Source organism: Desulfothermus naphthae (genome assembly GCF_054657475.1).
The window spans coordinates 273790-290318 of sequence record NZ_BAAHYQ010000001.1; the positions used below are offsets into that span (position 1 = coordinate 273790).

Sequence of the window (16529 nt, forward strand, 5' to 3'; positions counted from 1 at the left end):
TTTTGACTTTATTTTTTCTTTTTTTTCTTTTTATCTCCAATTACCTCATTTGCAATAACTATGCGCTGGATTTGAGATGTGCCTTCATAGATTGTAAATACCCGTGCGTCTCTGTACAATCTTTCAATTGTAAATTCTTTGGTATAACCATATCCACCGTGAATCTGAAGGGCATTAGCTGTTACCCTATTGGCCATCTCTGAGGCAAAAAGTTTTGCCATGGACGCCTCCTTTGAACACACCTCTCCCCTATCTTTTTTTGCAGCAGCGTTTAGCACAAGGAGTCTAGCAGCTTCCACATCAACGGCCATGTCTGCAATCATCCATCTAAGCCCCTGGTTTTCACAAATAGGCTTTCCAAATTGAATCCTTTGTTTTGAGTACTCCACAGCCAGATCAAGTGCAGCCCATCCAACTCCTAAAGACTGGGCAGCTATTCCTATCCTTCCAGCATCAAGGGCTGACATGGCTACGTAAAATCCTTCACCTTCTCTACCCAGAAGATTTTCAGCAGGAACTTTACAATTGTCAAAAATAATATCAGTTGTATCTGAAGCCTTAAGTCCCATTTTATCTTCTTTCCTACCAGTAGCAAAACCTTCCATATCCCTTGTCACAATAAATGCTGAGACACCTTTATGCCTTTCCTCTGGATTGGTTTTAGCAAGAACAATAAAAAGATAAGATGTAGCACCACCAGTTATCCACCTTTTAGTGCCATTTAAAATATAATAATCTCCTTCCCTCTTTGCGGTCGTAGTCATACTGGCAGGATCTGAACCAGCCTCAGGCTCTGAGAGCGCAAAAGAACCAATGTATTCTCCCTTTGCCAGAGGAACTAGATATTTCTGTTTTTGCTCTTCTGTGCCATGATATAATATACAACCACAGGCAAGTGAGTTATGGACAGACATAATTACTGCTGTGGAGGCACAAGCATATGCTATTTCAGTCAAGGCCAGTGCATAGGATACTGTATCTACCCCCATACCCCCATATTTTTCAGGAACCAACATCCCCAAAAAACCAAGCTCACCCATCATCTTTAGACTGTCAGCAGGATATTCTGCATTTTTGTCTCTCTCAGCTGCCTTTGGAAGCAGTTCTTTTCTGGCAAACTCCCTGGCACTTTTTTGGATTAACAGTTGTTCTTTGGTCAAAGAAAATCCCATCTTCCCACTCCTTTGAATTAATTTTATGAAATTAAATCACTTTTATAAGGCTTATCTGCAATACATTAATAATTTTGTTGCTAACTGACAAGCCAAAAAAAAATTTGCTTTCTAAACAATGAAAAATTTTAGGCTCATCCTGAGTTGAATTTTTTTGGTTATTCTAATTTCTAGATCAAACAGTCGTAAAAAATTATGGAAAGGAAAAAATATTTTAATTTAAGTGTTTCCTACCACTGTTACAGTAATTTTTCTCGTTCTTTGCTTTATGTCGTGATTTATAATGACTATTTGTTGCCATGTGCCTAAAACCATTTCATAATTTCTTATGGAAACAGAAATAGAGGGTCCAATTATTGCTGCCTGAACATGGCTGTGTCCATTACCGTCATGCCATGCTTTTTCATGCTCATAATATCTATCAGGTGAGACTATTTCATTAATTATATCTTTTAAATCTTTAATCACCCCAGGCTCATACTCAATGGTTGTCACAGAACCAGTAGATCCAATAGAAGTTATATGAACTACCCCATTTTTTATTCCTGATTTTTTAATTATCTCCTCAATTAATAAAGTAATGTCCTTAATATCAATACCCTTTTCCATAACTATTTCAATATCTTGAAAATAGATACATATATTATTAGACCTTGCCATTAGCTCCCCCTTTAATCATAAATTCATTCAAATATGTCTACCTTTATCTATCTAGTTTTATTTATTTTGCTCTTTTACTTTTGTAAAGAGATTTTAAATATTTCTTTTTTTAGTTAAATAATAAATTACCCAAAATTATAATTACCAATGGGGTCCAAAATATTTTCTGGATGAAAAATAATATTGTTCAACTCTATTTTTAATTTCAGAATTATTGGAAGGAATTTAACCCAAGTTTGTCACTTTTTTTTGTAAGATATTGTAATTATTGAATTCAATCATCTTTTTCTTCACTACAAATTTATCAATTAATTTTTAAAATGCTAGATAAAGGCTTTAAAGGAAGTTCCAGGGCATTATATATCTCCAGTTGAAAAGATTCTAATTCTGTTATTTGTCTCAGATGGATTGTTTTACCTTCCTGGGTTATCATAGTGGTGGTTACTCTAATTATGGTACTTAACTCTCTTCTTATTGTTTCCCATAATTTTGAAATCCCTCTTTGTCTCAATCTCCTTTGAATAACACAAAGCAGATGATAAGCTAATATGGTTAAAAAAATATGACCTGTTATTCGTTTATCTATTCTATGATAGATTGGTCTTAATTTTAGTTCACTCTTTAAGCTCCTGAATGATGCTTCTACATTTGAAAGAAGATTGTAAATCTCCCATAATTCCTTATTACTTAGCTCTGTCCTGGAAGTTCTAAGTTTGTACGCTCCTGAAAATCTTACATGAAGTTTGTCTTTATCTCTTACTCTCCAGCAAATATCCACTGCTTTGCCATTCTCTTCCTTTACTTTAATCTCATAAAATTGCGACACACTGCTGTATTTCTCTTTTATTCTTCCTATCCTCTCCAGTACCTTCGGATAACTTTTGATTCCTACTTTTCTTGTAAGAGATTGCTTGAGCCTTTGTAAATCTTTTTCCAGGCGCAGTTGAATACGATTTTTTATTGCCTCTTCCTTTTTGGCCCTACCGCTACTTTTACAATATAAAAATACCTCTTCAGGCTCTTCTACTCGTATCGCATATACTTTGCCACTATTACTCTCATGAACTATACTTTCTTCACCTGAGGGAAGTTCTTTTACTCGTCGTCTGTCTACACATATATAATCAAGTCCTTTGGCTCTGATTAGTTTTAAATTCTCTTCTGTGGCTATACCTGCATCTATAACTACTGTAAGCTTGCCTGTAAGCGATCTTGGAGAATTTATAAAAAAATCATCTAAAATCTTCTCCAGTGTTGAGGCTTCCGACACATTACCAGGAAAAATCCTGCTGGCCTTGGGAAAACCATCTTCATCAAGTATTATACCTACTGTCACTAATGGCCTATCATTTCGTTTCTCCTTAGATAGACCTCTCTTTGACAATTCTGAGCTTGTAACCTTCCCCTCAAAATATGTATTAGTCAGATCATATAAAATAAGCTGTTCTCCAAGACCAAAAAGTTCTCTTTCTCTTTTTACCACCTTCTCTTCTATAGCTTCTTTATTGGCTATCAGCTTGTCCAGAGTCCTATATAAACTGGATAGCGATACCACTTTTGCATCAATATTCATTACCTCATCAAGCCCACTTAACCGGTGAAACCATTTATGAATTTCCCTCTCACTCCCACAATTTATCAGACTCCCAACTATAAGAACTTTTGCTCTATCTATATCCTTTCTATTAAAACCTATTTCCTTTAAAATTTTTGTAATCATAAGTTTATCATATGCCCAGGCCCCTACAACTTCTGCTCCAACACATCTGACATCTTCGTTTTTTACTGAAGCAACATCAACCATCTTCCAATGAGCCTCATGTTTTGTTTTCTCCTCACTCTTTTGAAGAGCTTTTTTTCTTATTAAACCTGCAAAACGTCTTGCAGGTTTTTCAATTTTTTCAGGGACTTTTAATAACGACAATTGTCCTTTTAATAATTCCTCAATTCTATTAGCAAGAAATTTTAACTCCTCCCTGGACAGATCCAGTTTTCCAAGGTTTAAAATAGTTCTCTGCCTGGGACCATCAGGGGTTCTGTAAGATTCTACTAATTGATGGTAGAAATAAGTTTTTCCAGATTTGGGATCGGTTTTTCTAACTTTGCGGATAAACATAGGTAAGGATTATATCAAATCGGTTTTTCTTTGTCAAGATGCGAAATATTTTTTCTACCACTACATTCAGTTTTTAAAAAATTTAATTCAATAATTCCAACAGATTATAGCATTTTGCATCACAAAATCAACCAAATTTTTTATAAAAATCTTATTATTTTGACAAACTTGGGTTAAGATGTGGAAAAAATTTTTGTGTTTTTTTTTCATTTTAATTTTTTATGGCATGTATGGTCTAAAATAAAAAAATTTTTTAAAATAGATTCAGATTAAAAAGGCGCTAATCTTAAACTCTACTTCTCCCCCTCCCTTCATGTTTAAGATTAGCGCCTATAGCTTTTGATGTCTTTATTTTATCCAAGGTTTTCCAACTGGTAGATTAATCCCTACATCAGCACAGAATTTTTTACTACCCTTGCACCATCTTTTTAATCTCCTCTACTATATGAGGATTAGATAGGGTTGTAATATCACCAAGATCTTGTTTGTTGTTGGATATTGCAGCCAGGATCCTGCGCATAATCTTACCAGACCTGGTCTTTGGCATATCAGGAACAATAAATACCCTTGCTGGTTTTGCTATTTTTCCTACAATCTCTGAAACTGCATCTGATATCTTCTTGGCAAGCTCATCTGATGGATCAAATCCAGGTTTAAGGGATACATAGAGATGGGAAACAGTCCCTTTGATTTCATCATAAACAGCAACAACTGCTGCTTCTGCAACTTCTTCAACTGTAAGTGCAGCAGATTCTATTTCTTTGGTACCAAGCCTATGACCTGCTACATTTATAACGTCATCTACCCTACCCAAAATCCTGACATATCCGTCTTTGGCTATAACTGCAGCATCACCAGCCATATATGGCCAATCCCTCCAATCTTTACTATTAGGATTTTTGCAATATTTAGCATAATAGGTATCCACATATCTCTGTCTATTTTTCCAGATAGTCTGCATAAGTCCTGGCCAAGGATTTTTGATACAGATATTACCAGCCCTCCCAGAACCTGGTTGTATTTCATTTCCTTCATCGTCTAAAATAACAGGATGAATCCCAGGGACTCCAGGACCAGCACTGCCTGGTTTCATAGGCTTTAATGCGGGCACAGTGGAGCACAGAAAACCTCCAGTCTCTGTCTGCCACCAGGTGTCCACAATCACTGCCTTGCCTTTTCCTATCACATGATAGTACCACCTCCATACCTCTGGTTCTATGGGCTCACCAACAGTAGTCATATGTTTAAATTCATAATTGTATTTAAGGGGTAATTCGCCACCAGCCTTTCTCAGTGCCCTGATAGCGGTAGGGGAAGTGTGGAAAATATTTACCCCTAATTCTTCAGCTATTCTCCAAGGTTTTCCTGGATCTGGATATGTTGGCGTGCCCTCATAAACCACTGTGGATGCTGCAAGTGCAAGTGGACCATATACAATAAAAGAATGACCTGTAATCCATCCAATATCAGCCATACACCAGTACACATCCTCTGGATGGATATCCTGAATTACCTTTGACATCCATGTAACATAGGCCAGGTATCCACCAATTGAATGCTGGACTCCTTTGGGTTTTCCTGTAGAACCACTTGTATACATTAAAAATAAAATTCCATCAGCTGGCATTGAAACTGGTTCAACTTCCTTGTGATAATAGTCCTTTAACACATCGTTCATAATATAGTCTCTGCCTTCAATTAGTGGTGTTGGAGAAGAATACTTGCCTGGATATCTTTGCCATATAAGTACCTTCTTGACCTTCTGACCTTTATCTTCTGCAGTTTTTACTGCCTCATCTGCCTTTTGTTTGTGATCAAGTAAATTGCCAGACCTGTAATAACCATCCATTGTAATTAATATTTCACTTTCAGAATCAACAATCCTGTCACCACAGGCCTTTCCGCTAAAACCCGCAAATACCTGAGAGTGTATTATCCCAAGCCTTGCACAAGCAAGCATTGTAATTGGCAACTCAGGTGTCATTGGAAGATGTAATGTAACCCTATCCCCTGCCTTTAAACCACAAAAATCTCTCAATAGTGCTGCCACTTCATTTACCCTTCTCCAGAGCTCCTGATATGTGATCTTAAGGATCCTCTCTTCCTCTAATTCAGGGACAAAATAAATGGCCACCTTATTTCTATATTTAGCAAGATGTCTATCAACACAATTGTAACATGCATTTAATCTTCCCCCCACAAACCACTTCCAGCAAGGGGCATCAGAAGGATCAAAGGTAGTATGCCAGTATTTGTCCCAATCTAGTAGCTCTGCCATTTCTCTGAAACACTCTGGAAAATTGTCTAGACTGAAACGGTCATAAACAGAACTATCTGTACAATTTGCCTGTCCAATAAAGTCTGGAGTAGAATAATAATATTCTTCTTCTTGCCACCTTACCTCATAATGTTTTGTCTCTATGTCTTCCATAGCACCCTTTCCTGTTTTAAAGGTTTAAACAAGGTTTATCTCTTCTATCATAAAAATTTTTTGCAACAGGTCTTTCTTTTTGTCAATTATTTTTTTTGTTAGTTGATTTTTTTTCTTTTTAAAGTAAGAATTTTAGAAAAGAAAAGTTTGGAACGCAAATTAATTTTTAAAAGTGACATACTATAATTTTTTAGGGAAGACAAAAATGAGTTTAAAAGATTTAGATTATCTGTTCAGGCCAAAGGCCATAGCTGTTATAGGTGCATCCAATAGGCCCAAAAGTATTGGCAACGTAGTTATGAAAAACCTATTAAATGGTGGATTTGCAGGACCAATACTTCCCATTAATCCAAAATATAAAGCCATTGCAGGGGTATTAGCATATCCTGATCTCACATCTCTACCAATAACACCTGATCTAGCTATAATTTGCACCCCACCTAAAACAATACCTCTATATCTTAGGGAGTTTGGAGAGATTGGGGGCAAAACTGCTCTTATTATGAGTACAGATCTAAGCAAATTTTATGAAAAGGGCATGGTTCTAGATAAAATGTGTTTAGAAATTGCAAGAAAATATTCCCTAAGAATATTAGGTCCTAATTGTCTCGGCATCATGGTTCCAAGAATAGGGTTAAATGCTAGTTTTGGTATAACTACAGTCTCATCTGGTCAAATTGCCTTTATATCTCAATCAGATTCTCTTGGCATGGCAGTATTAGATTGGGCGCATTCAAAAAACATTGGTTTTTCCACATTCCTCTCTTTAGGAGATTCTCTGGATATAAATTTTGATGAAATAATAGACTATCTTGCAGGAGATCCCTATACCGCATCTATTTTGCTATATATTGAAGATATAAAAAATCCCAGAAAATTTATCTCAGCAGCGAGATCGGCCTCGAGAAACAAACCTCTTATAGTTATAAAAGGCAGCCCTTTAAGAGAGGAAGATTCAAACATAATCCTGCACAATGGAATAAAAATAGATTCAGAACTTATCTATAATGCTCTATTTAGAAGAGCGGGTATGTTAAGGGTGTATGAAGTAGACGAGCTGTTTAATGCTGTAGAAACCCTGGCAAGGTCAAAACCCCTTAGAGGGGATAAAATGGCTATATTAAGCAATGGCGGCGGTCCAGCCATGATGGCCAAAAATATGTTGATTAATGAGGGAGGTACCTTAGCTGATTTAGAGGACAAAACCCTTGAAATTTTAAAACAAGAAATAGGCGATACTTTTTATGGGAAAAATCCTTTAAGAATTATGGATCATGCTCCCAGTGAAATATACTCAAAAACTTTAAAAATACTTCTAAAAGACAAAAATGTTGACGCAATACTGGTTATCCATGTCCCTTCTGCATTCGTCTCATCTACAGATGTGGCAGGGGCAATAGTCAATACTATTGGACAGAGCAGAAAGAATATATTCACAGTTTGGCTTGGGGAAAATGCACCTAAAGAAGCTAGGAGGATTTTTGCCATATCTAATATTCCAACTTACGAAACCCCTGCAGAAGCAGTTAGGATTTTCATGGATATTGTAAAATTCAGGAGAAATCAAAAATTACTTATGGAGACCCCAGACTCTGTGCCAAAGGAATTTATACCAAATCCAGAGCCAGCAAAAATAATTGTAAAAAATGCCTTAAAAGAAAATAGAGACACCTTAAGCTTGCCAGAAATAAAAGAGATTTTATCCCTTTATTCAATAAAAATGGTAGAGAGTCGATTTGTTGAATCTCTTGAAGATGTGCCTTTAATTGCAAGAGAGATCGGTTTTCCCCTGTGTATTAAAATCTCATCTAAAGACATACAGGATCCCCAGGAAATAGGAGCTGTTGTTTGGGATCTTGAAAAAGAAGATGATGTAAAAAAGGCTGCAGAGGCCATATTAGCCCGAGCAATAAAAAATAGACCTGAAGCTCAAATTGATGGATTCATTGTGCAAAAGATGTTCAGAAGACCTGATGTTTTTCAACTTGCTGCAGGTTTTTATGAACATGAAACCTTTGGCCCTGTTATATTTTTTGGACAAGGAGGATCAGATATAAACAGGGACCTGGCTGCAGGTTTCCCACCCCTTAATATGACCCTGGCAAAAGAGGTTATTGCCCATACTCAAATTTCAAGACATCTTAAAGAAGCAGCATCAAGTGGCAGAGTTGATTTAGATGCTTTAAGACTCACCCTTGTTCAACTATCTCAATTAACAATTGACGTCCCTCAGATTAAGGAAATTTTCATTAACCCTCTTATTGCTGACTCCTCCGGTGTCCTGGCTTTGGATGCAAAAGCCAAAATTGCTGAAACCAACTTAACAGGTGCTGCAAGGTTAGTCATAAGGCCATATCCAGAGTATTTAGAAGAATATGTCTCCTTACCTTCAGGATTAAATGTGCTTCTCAGACCCATCAGACCTGAGGATGAAGAGAAACATAAGAGATTTATGAATAAACTATCAGAATATGATATCAGGATGAGATTTTTTGCATTTGTACATGAATTCACCCATTCTCAACTGGCTCATTTGACACAGATAGATTATGATAGGGAAATGGCATTTATTGCCATAAATTTAAATGAAGGAGAAGATAAGGACCAAACCATAGGAGAAGTTAGAGCATATTTTGATCCAGACAATACTACTGCAGAATTTTCTATAGTTGTTAGGTCAGATCTAAAACTAAAAGGACTTGGGACTATTCTTTTGGATAAAATGATAAGATATTGCAAAATGAGAGGTACAAAAATACTAATGGCATATACTTTAAGGGATAACAAGGCAATGCAGGCCCTAGGTAAAAAGCTGGGATTTAAAATAAAGTCTGACCCCAATGACGCTGGGACTATAATCTTAACCTTGGATATAGAGAAATTACCAGCTGAATAATCAGGATGTTTTTAAATCCATTTTTTCAATTTTCTCCAGAGGGATACACGGTCAATGCCGAGTATCTTAGCCGCCTTTGACCTATTCCCTCCACATTTTTCCAATACCCACAGGATGTAGTCCTTTTCTATTTGTTCAAGGGTGGGCATATTAGATGAGTCTTTTCTAAATGTATGTACTTCATATATTTGAAGATATTCAGGAAGTAAATCAGGAGTAATCTCAGCTTTATTTGCAAGGGCAACTGCCCTTTCTATTACATTTTCAAGCTCCCTTACATTGCCAGGCCATGAATAATTTAATAAAATATTCATGGCCTTTTGTGATATATATTTCACATCTTTTTCCATCTCTATTGACTTTTTCTTTAAAAAATAATTAGCCAGAAGGGGTATGTCTTCTTTCCTCTCAGCCAAGGGTGGAATTTTTAATGAGACCACATTTAGTCTATAATAGAGATCCTGTCTAAAATTCCCTTTTTCTACCTCCACCTGTAGGTCCCTGTGGGTTGCAGCGATAAACCTTACATCCACTTTAATTGGCTCTGTTCCACCGACCCTTAAAATTTCCCTTTCCTGAATAGCTCTAAGCAATTTAACCTGCATAGATATTGGCATATCCCCAATTTCATCTAAAAAAAGAGTACCTCCATCAGCTACCTCAATAAGTCCTTTTTTAGTAGAGTCTGCGCCAGTATACGCCCCTTTCTCATGGCCAAAGAGTTCATTTGCGATCAATTCTTCAGTAAATGCCCCACAATTAAAGGCCACAAACTTTTTGTTTGATCTCCTGCTTATGGAGTGAATATACTTTGCCAGAAGTTCTTTTCCTGTGCCTGATTCTCCTAATATTAAGACATTTGCATCTGTAACTGCCACCTGTTTTGCCAGCTCTACTACCTTTAAAAATTGCTTTGACTTTCCTATAAGTTCAACAGATGGTCTTTTCTGGGTTAATTTTTTTCGAAGTTCTATATTTTCAAGTTGCAATCCCCTTTTTATAAGGGCCTGTTTTACTATTCCCCTAACTTCATCTAATTTATAAGGTTTTGCAATATAATGGAAGGCCCCTTCCTTCATAGCTGTAACTGCTGAATCAACTGTGGCATACCCTGTTATCATGATTACTTCAGTATAAGGAGCCTTTGATTTTACATATTTTAAAACTTCCATTCCATCTATGCCTTCCATCTTAAGGTCTGTTACAACTAAATCAAATTCCTTTTTATTTATAAGGTCAATAGCTTCCTTTCCACTTGCCACACTCTCTATAACATATCCCTCTTTTGAAAGGATCCTGTGCAAATTTTTTCGTGCTATGTCTTCGTCTTCAACAACCAAAATCTTAAATTCTCTCTGGTCCATTTCCAATATCCCTTGTTTCATTAAAATGAATTCTCAATTATTTGACTTGTAAGGCAAAAAAATTGTAAAACAAGTTCCCTTTCCAACCTCACTTTTAACAGAGATCTCTCCCCCATGTTTTGCTATTATACCCTGTGATACAGACAGGCCCAGTCCTGATCCCTTACCCACTTTTTTTGTGGTAAAAAAGGGATCAAATATTTTTGGGAGAATATCCTCTGGAATACCTGGTCCATTGTCTTCTACTTCTATTATTATCCCCTCACGTTTCTCATCCTTTTGTGCCCTGATATGAATCTGTCCTCCCTGTTTTTCCATTGCCTGGATTGCATTTAAAATAAGATTCAAAAAGACCTGTTGCATCCGCCTTGGATCTACCATTGCCTTAAGGTCTTCTGAAACGTCAACTAAAATACTCACATTGGAGGGCACTTCACCTTGAACTAATTTTAGGGTATTTTTTACAAGATGGAGGATACTCTCTTCGCTAGTGCTGAAGGTAGTTTCCCTTGAGAATTCTAAGAGATTCTTTACAATATCCTGGGCCCTGTCAACTTGAACTAAAGATTCTTTTAAAAGCTCCCTCTGATACTCTATATCTCCTTCATCTAGTTCTTCCAAAACTATCTGGAGAGATGTAGATATGTTATTTAGAGGATTATTTAACTCATGAGCAACTCCAGAAGTCAATGTGCCCAGGGCCGCCATCTTCTCACTCTGAAGCAGTTGCTCACTCCTCTTTTTCATTTCTGATAAGAGTTTATTTAATGTAAGTGCCAAACGTTCAAACTCGTCCCCTGTCTTTATCCTGGGTAGGGCCTCATAATCTCCAATAATAATTCTTTTTATAGCATTTTCAATCTGCTTTAATGGTCGATTAACATTGATAAGTAAAAAAATTAAGATAATAATTGTTACGCCGACCATTGAAATTATACTTAGATACAAATATGTTTTAGATTTTATAAGTAATCCCTTTATGGCCCCTTTTTCTCTATTAATTGCATTCTCCATTGTGGCAGTCAAATTATGTCCTTTTTGCCTGACTAGCTCGATCTCTTTAGGAGCTATAACAGAGGAGTGTTTAATTTTATTTAAAAGTAAAATTAATGCACTCTTATAATCTCTAACAAGACTCATATGGTCCTGGATATTGGAACTTTCAGCATACTTCCCCATTTCTTGCGATATCAAGACAAAAAGAGAATCTGCTTTTTCTAAAAAATTAATGGCATATTCTAGATCCTTTTTGTCCTTTTTTATAAAAAAATTTTTTTCATATCTTCTGGCTTCCAATATATAATTTAAAAGTTCCCTTTTTTTTTCTATTAAACTGATTTTATGATTTAATTTATTATAATTATAAAAACCAAAGATAGATATGGATATTGATATAAAAAATAAAATTAAAAATGTAATTATAATTTTTTTTCTAATACTTATTTTCATATTAAAAATTTCTCCCAAAGATTAAATTTCAAACATTATATCCTTCAAATAAGGTATATTTTTTAATCTTTTATAAATAGACAGTATAGTATCGTCTATTATCGATTTATTTATATCTTTTTCTAAACTAGGAGATACAGGATTTGTTTTTCTTATCTTTGGTAATTTGACTTTTATTTTTAAAATTCTATCTTGAATACTCATATCTTCAATACTTTCATCGAATAATTCAATTTTTGCCAGAGTTAATATATATTCATCTATTAATTTTTTCTTACACATATCAGTCATATTGAATCTATCATCTTTAATAATATTACAGATAATATCACAGGCCTTATCTATATCGATCTTTTGTATATGAATAATTATATCATATAAAAATGGAGAATTTAAGTCCTGATTGTATAGTATTTTAGTCCACTGAGCTCTTTGTCTATCTTCATTTTCTATCTCTTTTTTTGCTTCATTCTCATTTATGTTTTTTAATTTCATTACAAGTTCAATCCTCTCATTGAGATCAGCAACTAGACGTACTTTTAAGAGACAGGATATATTTGGCAGGAGAAAATGTCCTGCATTACCATGATATATGATGTTATCTTCCATTGCATGTTTTATAAGAGTTGCCTTTATCATGTTTAGATATTTTTCTCTGTTTTTTTTGTTTTCAAAAAAAGAAGGAGAGTCGTGCAAGGCCTTAAAAAGGTCTTTTTGTTGAACATGGTGCTTAGAGGCAGTTTCAACCAGGATTTCTCTACTAATACATTTATAACCTAAAACTTGTGCCACTTTCTCTGATATTATTCTCCCAAAGCTATAACTTCCTCTGGAAACAGTAATAATTGCCATAATAAAGTCCCTCCCTTTTGATGGAAAAATAGGAGGACCAGAAGTCCTCCATTGATTTTATTATTTAATTCCATAGAAAAAGTATATAACTGTAAGTTCCACTGCAAGGAACAATACAGTCATAATGGCACCTGCCTTGGCATAGTCCACTGTTCTATATCCACCAGGTCTCATTACCAGTGCATTTACCTGATGGGTTGGGAGTACAAAGGTATTTGATGCAGAAAGTCCCACAACCAGGGCCGCCATCCTTGGATCACCACCTGCCATAACCGCCATGTTCATACATAGGGGAACAAGCAAAACTGTGGCACCAACATTGGATATAACCAAGGTAAAAAAGGAAGTGAGAAGCCCCACAACTCCAAGCAGGACTATTGGCGAGGGCTTACCTATAATTTCCAGGATCTTATGGGCAATAAAAGATGCAGTCCCTGTTTTTTCAAAGGCAATTCCAAGGGGGATTAGTCCTGCAAGCAAAAATACCGTCATCCAGTCGACTGATTGATAGGCCTCATCTACTGTCAATACTCCAGTTATTATCATTCCAAGGGCACCAGACATGAGTGCAACAGATAATTTAACCTTGAAGAAGATTATCTGGGATAGGGCCAATATCAACCAAAATACAGCCCATTTTGCCTTTTGAGGCTTTAATATCTCTCCTTCAAGGGGAGAAGCAAAACTAAGGGGCCTTGGCTGGGGTCTGTTTTTAAGTATATGAAACCTTGCCCATGGGCCAAATAATAGTAAAGTATCTCCCATGCTAAGCCTTATATTGGTAAGCCCAGAATAAAATATTTTGTTTCCCTTAAATAGGGCTACTGGGTTAACTCCAAAGAGCTCTTTGAAGTTTATCTCACTTAAGGTCTTGCCTATTAGCTCAGAACGTGGAGACACTATAGCCTCTGCAAGGCCTGCATTCGTCCTGGCAAGATCTTCTGCAAATACTTCCAATTGGTCTTTTAATTTAAAATTAAGCTCCCCTGCCATAATTTCCACGTTCTTTCTCTTCCCAACTACCGCAATTGTATCACCAGGAGAAAGTTTGTCCGTACTTCTTGGAACAAGGGTCCTATCTTTTTTCTTGGAAAAATATATACCCACTACTGTAACTAAAAATTTTTCTCTTATGGCCAATTCTTCTAAGGTCTTTGGACCATCAAAACTCTCTGGAATATCTAGTTCAAAAACACTCTCAAGCCCTCTGTAGGCCTCCATAAGAAGGTCGGAAATTCCCTTATCAGCCTGACCTTCACCTGAGGGTAAGATGTATTTCCCAAAAAAAACAAAATAAATTATAGCAGATGCAAGGAGACAAACACCTATTGGCGTTTGAGTGAACAGACCAAAGGGCTTTAGTTTTTCGCCATTTAACACCATTAAATCATTTAAGAGGATAGTGGGACTGGCACCAACAAGGGTTAATGTACCACCTATAATTGCACAAAATCCCATTGGCATCAGGATTCTTGATATGGGGACTCCTGTCCTTTTTGCAATTCTCTGGGCTGCGGGCAAAAAAAGTGCCGCTGCTCCAATATTTTGCATCATTGAGGAAATAATTCCAACTGTTCCTGATATGAGTATAATTATCCTTTTTTCACTATTTCCTGCTAACTTTATTATAGGATTTGCCACCTTATTCATCACTCCAGTTTTATCTAATCCAGCACCAATAATAATAACTGCTATAATCGAACATACTGCATTGGAACTCAAACCAATAAATGCCTCTTTTGGGGTTACCAGACCAAGTAAGGGAAGTAAGACCATCATTATAATTCCAACAACATCTACCCTGACCCATTCAAAAACAAATAGTAATATAGCAAATGCGAGCACTATCATAGTAAGAATCATATCTGGTGACATATGTTCCTCCTAAATTTTTTTACAAACTCCAAACACACCAAAAGGTCCTCTTCTAAAATCAAAAAGAGGACCTCTTTTTAAGCAGAACCGCCTTAATAAATCTGAAAATGTACCCAACTTAACCACCTCACTAAACCATGTTCCCACCCTCACTCAATTTTAAAAAAATTTAACCTTTTTTGTTTTCATGCCTAAAAACATAACAAAACCCCAAAAATACTCCTATTAATGCTAATTTCAAATAAAAGGTAATATCCATATTTATCCAACCTCCATAAATTAAAACATTTTATACCATTGAGTATACGCAAACAGCTGGCCGTTGTTTTTGTCTGTTTTTATCTTGTGCAACTACAAAGTCCCTTTCAGTATCAGATATTACAAACTCAATTCCTTGAATTTCATTTTTTATCTCTTCCAAGGCATCTTCTTTGTCTAAAAATTTTACCTTGTGGGAAAAATTTAATCCTTCTTTTTTAACCCTATTTTTAAACCCCTGAATATTCTTTTCGCATGCATCTAAAAACTCCTGTCTGAGTTTTTTTCGCTCAAGGCTTTTTACAGGCAAACCATCGCCAATTGATGCTGTATTTAAGGCCACGATCTCATACCCCAATCTCTTTGCCATATCAATTGAGTACTCAATAACAGTTGAAGAAAAGGTGTTTCCATGTCCTATAACTAATAATTTGGGTTGTATTTGAAAATCTTTCCTGTTTTCCTCCAAAAACTGAGTGGCTTCCTCATGCCTGCCTTCTTCAGCAAAGGCAATGGCATCCTGATATTTTGTAATTTCTTCTTTTGTTTTTTTTGCCTTTTTTTTAAATTTATCAAAAATTCCCATAACTACCTCCCTAAATTTAAGTTTCTATAACAATAATTGGGATATCCAATTCTTGTTTAAGTTTTTCTAAAACTTTTTCCCTATGTGTCTTACTTATAGCAATAACAGTTAAAATAATCTCTTTTCTTTCCCTTACACGCTTTACCACTTCTTTTACAAAATCACCTATCCTTATTACTAGATCCACTTTCAAATCCGCCTTTTGAATCTTTGATAGGTAGGGTTTTAAATTCTCCATTGCCTGATTTACAATTTCCCTTGCCATCTCATGTTCTTGATGTTCCGCATATGTAACAGCTACCATGGCGTCTTCCATTAATGATTTAAGCAATTTAAGGGGGCCTACTATCTTAATAGATGGCTTTTTATTTTTTTCAGGCACCACTTCAAAAAACTCCACTTCCAAACCAAGCTGCTTTGCTAGATCTAATGAGTAACAAACAGTTTTTGAATCTGGATTCAGTCCATAAGAAGCCACTAAAATCCTCTTCATAAAGACCCCCCTGTAAGTAAGATTTGGAAAGGTATTGCAAGAAAAATCACCTTTCCTGATTGAACACATCCCTACAGCCTCATCTCGTCTCTCTTTCTTAATTTCTCAACCCTGTGTGCCTTTTCTTTTCTAATATCCTTTTTCTTTTCATCTAAAAAACTCAAGGCCATCTCTCTTAAATTGGCCTCAGCAAAGGTTACTGCCATCATAATTTTTTCCAATTTCCTTAATATAGTTTCTTTTTGCAACATTTTAAACCTCCTTTTTTTACTTTATATATGATGAAGCAAAAGTAATGCCAGAAATGTAACTAGCTGAAATCAAATAGATTTTATATAATATGAAATAACAAATATATTTCAAAAAGCAACACTATC

General features: G+C 35.7%; 12 protein-coding genes. 1 reads left to right on the plus strand and 11 read right to left on the minus strand.

Annotation, left to right across the window (positions count from 1 at the left end):
* Positions 1 to 8: 8 nt before the first annotated feature.
* The 4 genes from ACYQ1E_RS01305 to acs form a co-directional block, all read right to left on the minus strand.
* Complete coding sequence (locus ACYQ1E_RS01305) at positions 9 to 1172, minus strand: acyl-CoA dehydrogenase (protein WP_459874861.1); 1164 nt, start codon at positions 1170 to 1172, stop codon at positions 9 to 11.
* Positions 1173 to 1391: 219 nt separating this feature from the next.
* Entirely contained in the window at positions 1392 to 1832 is a 441-nt protein-coding gene (locus ACYQ1E_RS01310) for a secondary thiamine-phosphate synthase enzyme YjbQ (RefSeq protein WP_459874862.1), read from the minus strand.
* A gap of 304 nt (positions 1833 to 2136) precedes the next feature.
* Positions 2137 to 3948 carry an IS1634 family transposase gene (locus ACYQ1E_RS01315; protein WP_459874731.1) on the minus strand — a complete coding sequence of 604 codons (1812 nt, stop codon included), beginning with the start codon at positions 3946 to 3948 and terminating at the stop codon, positions 2137 to 2139.
* A 409-nt stretch (positions 3949 to 4357) separates the two neighbouring features.
* Complete coding sequence (gene acs / locus ACYQ1E_RS01320; protein ID WP_459874863.1) at positions 4358 to 6379, minus strand: acetate--CoA ligase; 2022 nt, start codon at positions 6377 to 6379, stop codon at positions 4358 to 4360.
* Between the two features lie 205 nt (positions 6380 to 6584).
* On the opposite strand from acs, the gene ACYQ1E_RS01325 reads away from it, so the two are divergent.
* The gene (locus tag ACYQ1E_RS01325) at positions 6585 to 9275 is read left to right on the plus strand and encodes a bifunctional acetate--CoA ligase family protein/GNAT family N-acetyltransferase (RefSeq protein ID WP_459874864.1); all 2691 of its coding nucleotides are present in this window, start codon (positions 6585 to 6587) and stop codon (positions 9273 to 9275) included.
* Positions 9276 to 9286: 11 nt separating this feature from the next.
* On the opposite strand, the gene ACYQ1E_RS01330 is transcribed toward ACYQ1E_RS01325, so the two are convergent.
* The 7 genes from ACYQ1E_RS01330 to ACYQ1E_RS01360 all read right to left on the minus strand — a co-directional run bounded on the left by ACYQ1E_RS01330 (position 9287) and on the right by ACYQ1E_RS01360 (position 16403).
* A complete protein-coding gene (locus tag ACYQ1E_RS01330; RefSeq protein ID WP_459874865.1) occupies positions 9287 to 10639 on the minus strand; it encodes a sigma-54-dependent transcriptional regulator in 1353 nt (450 codons plus the stop codon).
* Positions 10640 to 10672: 33 nt separating this feature from the next.
* Complete coding sequence (locus ACYQ1E_RS01335) at positions 10673 to 12088, minus strand: sensor histidine kinase (protein ID WP_459874866.1); 1416 nt, start codon at positions 12086 to 12088, stop codon at positions 10673 to 10675.
* Positions 12089 to 12109: 21 nt separating this feature from the next.
* Positions 12110 to 12940, minus strand: coding sequence for a cytidylate kinase-like family protein (locus ACYQ1E_RS01340; protein ID WP_459874867.1), 831 nt, complete (start codon positions 12938 to 12940; stop codon positions 12110 to 12112).
* A 60-nt stretch (positions 12941 to 13000) separates the two neighbouring features.
* Positions 13001 to 14815 (minus strand): SLC13 family permease, encoded by a 1815-nt coding sequence (locus ACYQ1E_RS01345; protein ID WP_459874868.1) that lies wholly within the window; start codon positions 14813 to 14815, stop codon positions 13001 to 13003.
* A 289-nt stretch (positions 14816 to 15104) separates the two neighbouring features.
* Positions 15105 to 15659 (minus strand): hypothetical protein, encoded by a 555-nt coding sequence (locus ACYQ1E_RS01350; protein ID WP_459874869.1) that lies wholly within the window; start codon positions 15657 to 15659, stop codon positions 15105 to 15107.
* A gap of 16 nt (positions 15660 to 15675) precedes the next feature.
* Positions 15676 to 16152, minus strand: a complete 477-nt coding sequence (locus tag ACYQ1E_RS01355; protein WP_459874870.1) for a hypothetical protein — start codon at positions 16150 to 16152, stop codon at positions 15676 to 15678.
* A gap of 71 nt (positions 16153 to 16223) precedes the next feature.
* A complete protein-coding gene (locus ACYQ1E_RS01360; protein ID WP_459874871.1) occupies positions 16224 to 16403 on the minus strand; it encodes a hypothetical protein in 180 nt (59 codons plus the stop codon).
* Positions 16404 to 16529 lie beyond the last annotated feature (126 nt).

Excerpts from the sequence above, each read along its gene's own strand:
- acs (WP_459874863.1), bottom strand. The coding sequence starts at position 6,379 with ATGGAAGACATAGAGACAAAACATTATGAGGTAAGGTGGCAAGAAGAA.
- ACYQ1E_RS01330 (WP_459874865.1), bottom strand. The coding sequence starts at position 10,639 with ATGGACCAGAGAGAATTTAAGATTTTGGTTGTTGAAGACGAAGACATA.
- ACYQ1E_RS01345 (WP_459874868.1), bottom strand. The coding sequence starts at position 14,815 with ATGTCACCAGATATGATTCTTACTATGATAGTGCTCGCATTTGCTATA.
- ACYQ1E_RS01310 (WP_459874862.1), bottom strand. The coding sequence starts at position 1,832 with ATGGCAAGGTCTAATAATATATGTATCTATTTTCAAGATATTGAAATA.
- ACYQ1E_RS01305 (WP_459874861.1), bottom strand. The coding sequence starts at position 1,172 with ATGGGATTTTCTTTGACCAAAGAACAACTGTTAATCCAAAAAAGTGCC.
- ACYQ1E_RS01340 (WP_459874867.1), bottom strand. The coding sequence starts at position 12,940 with ATGGCAATTATTACTGTTTCCAGAGGAAGTTATAGCTTTGGGAGAATA.
- ACYQ1E_RS01325 (WP_459874864.1), top strand. The coding sequence starts at position 6,585 with ATGAGTTTAAAAGATTTAGATTATCTGTTCAGGCCAAAGGCCATAGCT.
- ACYQ1E_RS01355 (WP_459874870.1), bottom strand. The coding sequence starts at position 16,152 with ATGAAGAGGATTTTAGTGGCTTCTTATGGACTGAATCCAGATTCAAAA.
- ACYQ1E_RS01360 (WP_459874871.1), bottom strand. The coding sequence starts at position 16,403 with ATGTTGCAAAAAGAAACTATATTAAGGAAATTGGAAAAAATTATGATG.
- ACYQ1E_RS01315 (WP_459874731.1), bottom strand. The coding sequence starts at position 3,948 with ATGTTTATCCGCAAAGTTAGAAAAACCGATCCCAAATCTGGAAAAACT.
- ACYQ1E_RS01335 (WP_459874866.1), bottom strand. The coding sequence starts at position 12,088 with ATGAAAATAAGTATTAGAAAAAAAATTATAATTACATTTTTAATTTTA.
- ACYQ1E_RS01350 (WP_459874869.1), bottom strand. The coding sequence starts at position 15,659 with ATGGGAATTTTTGATAAATTTAAAAAAAAGGCAAAAAAAACAAAAGAA.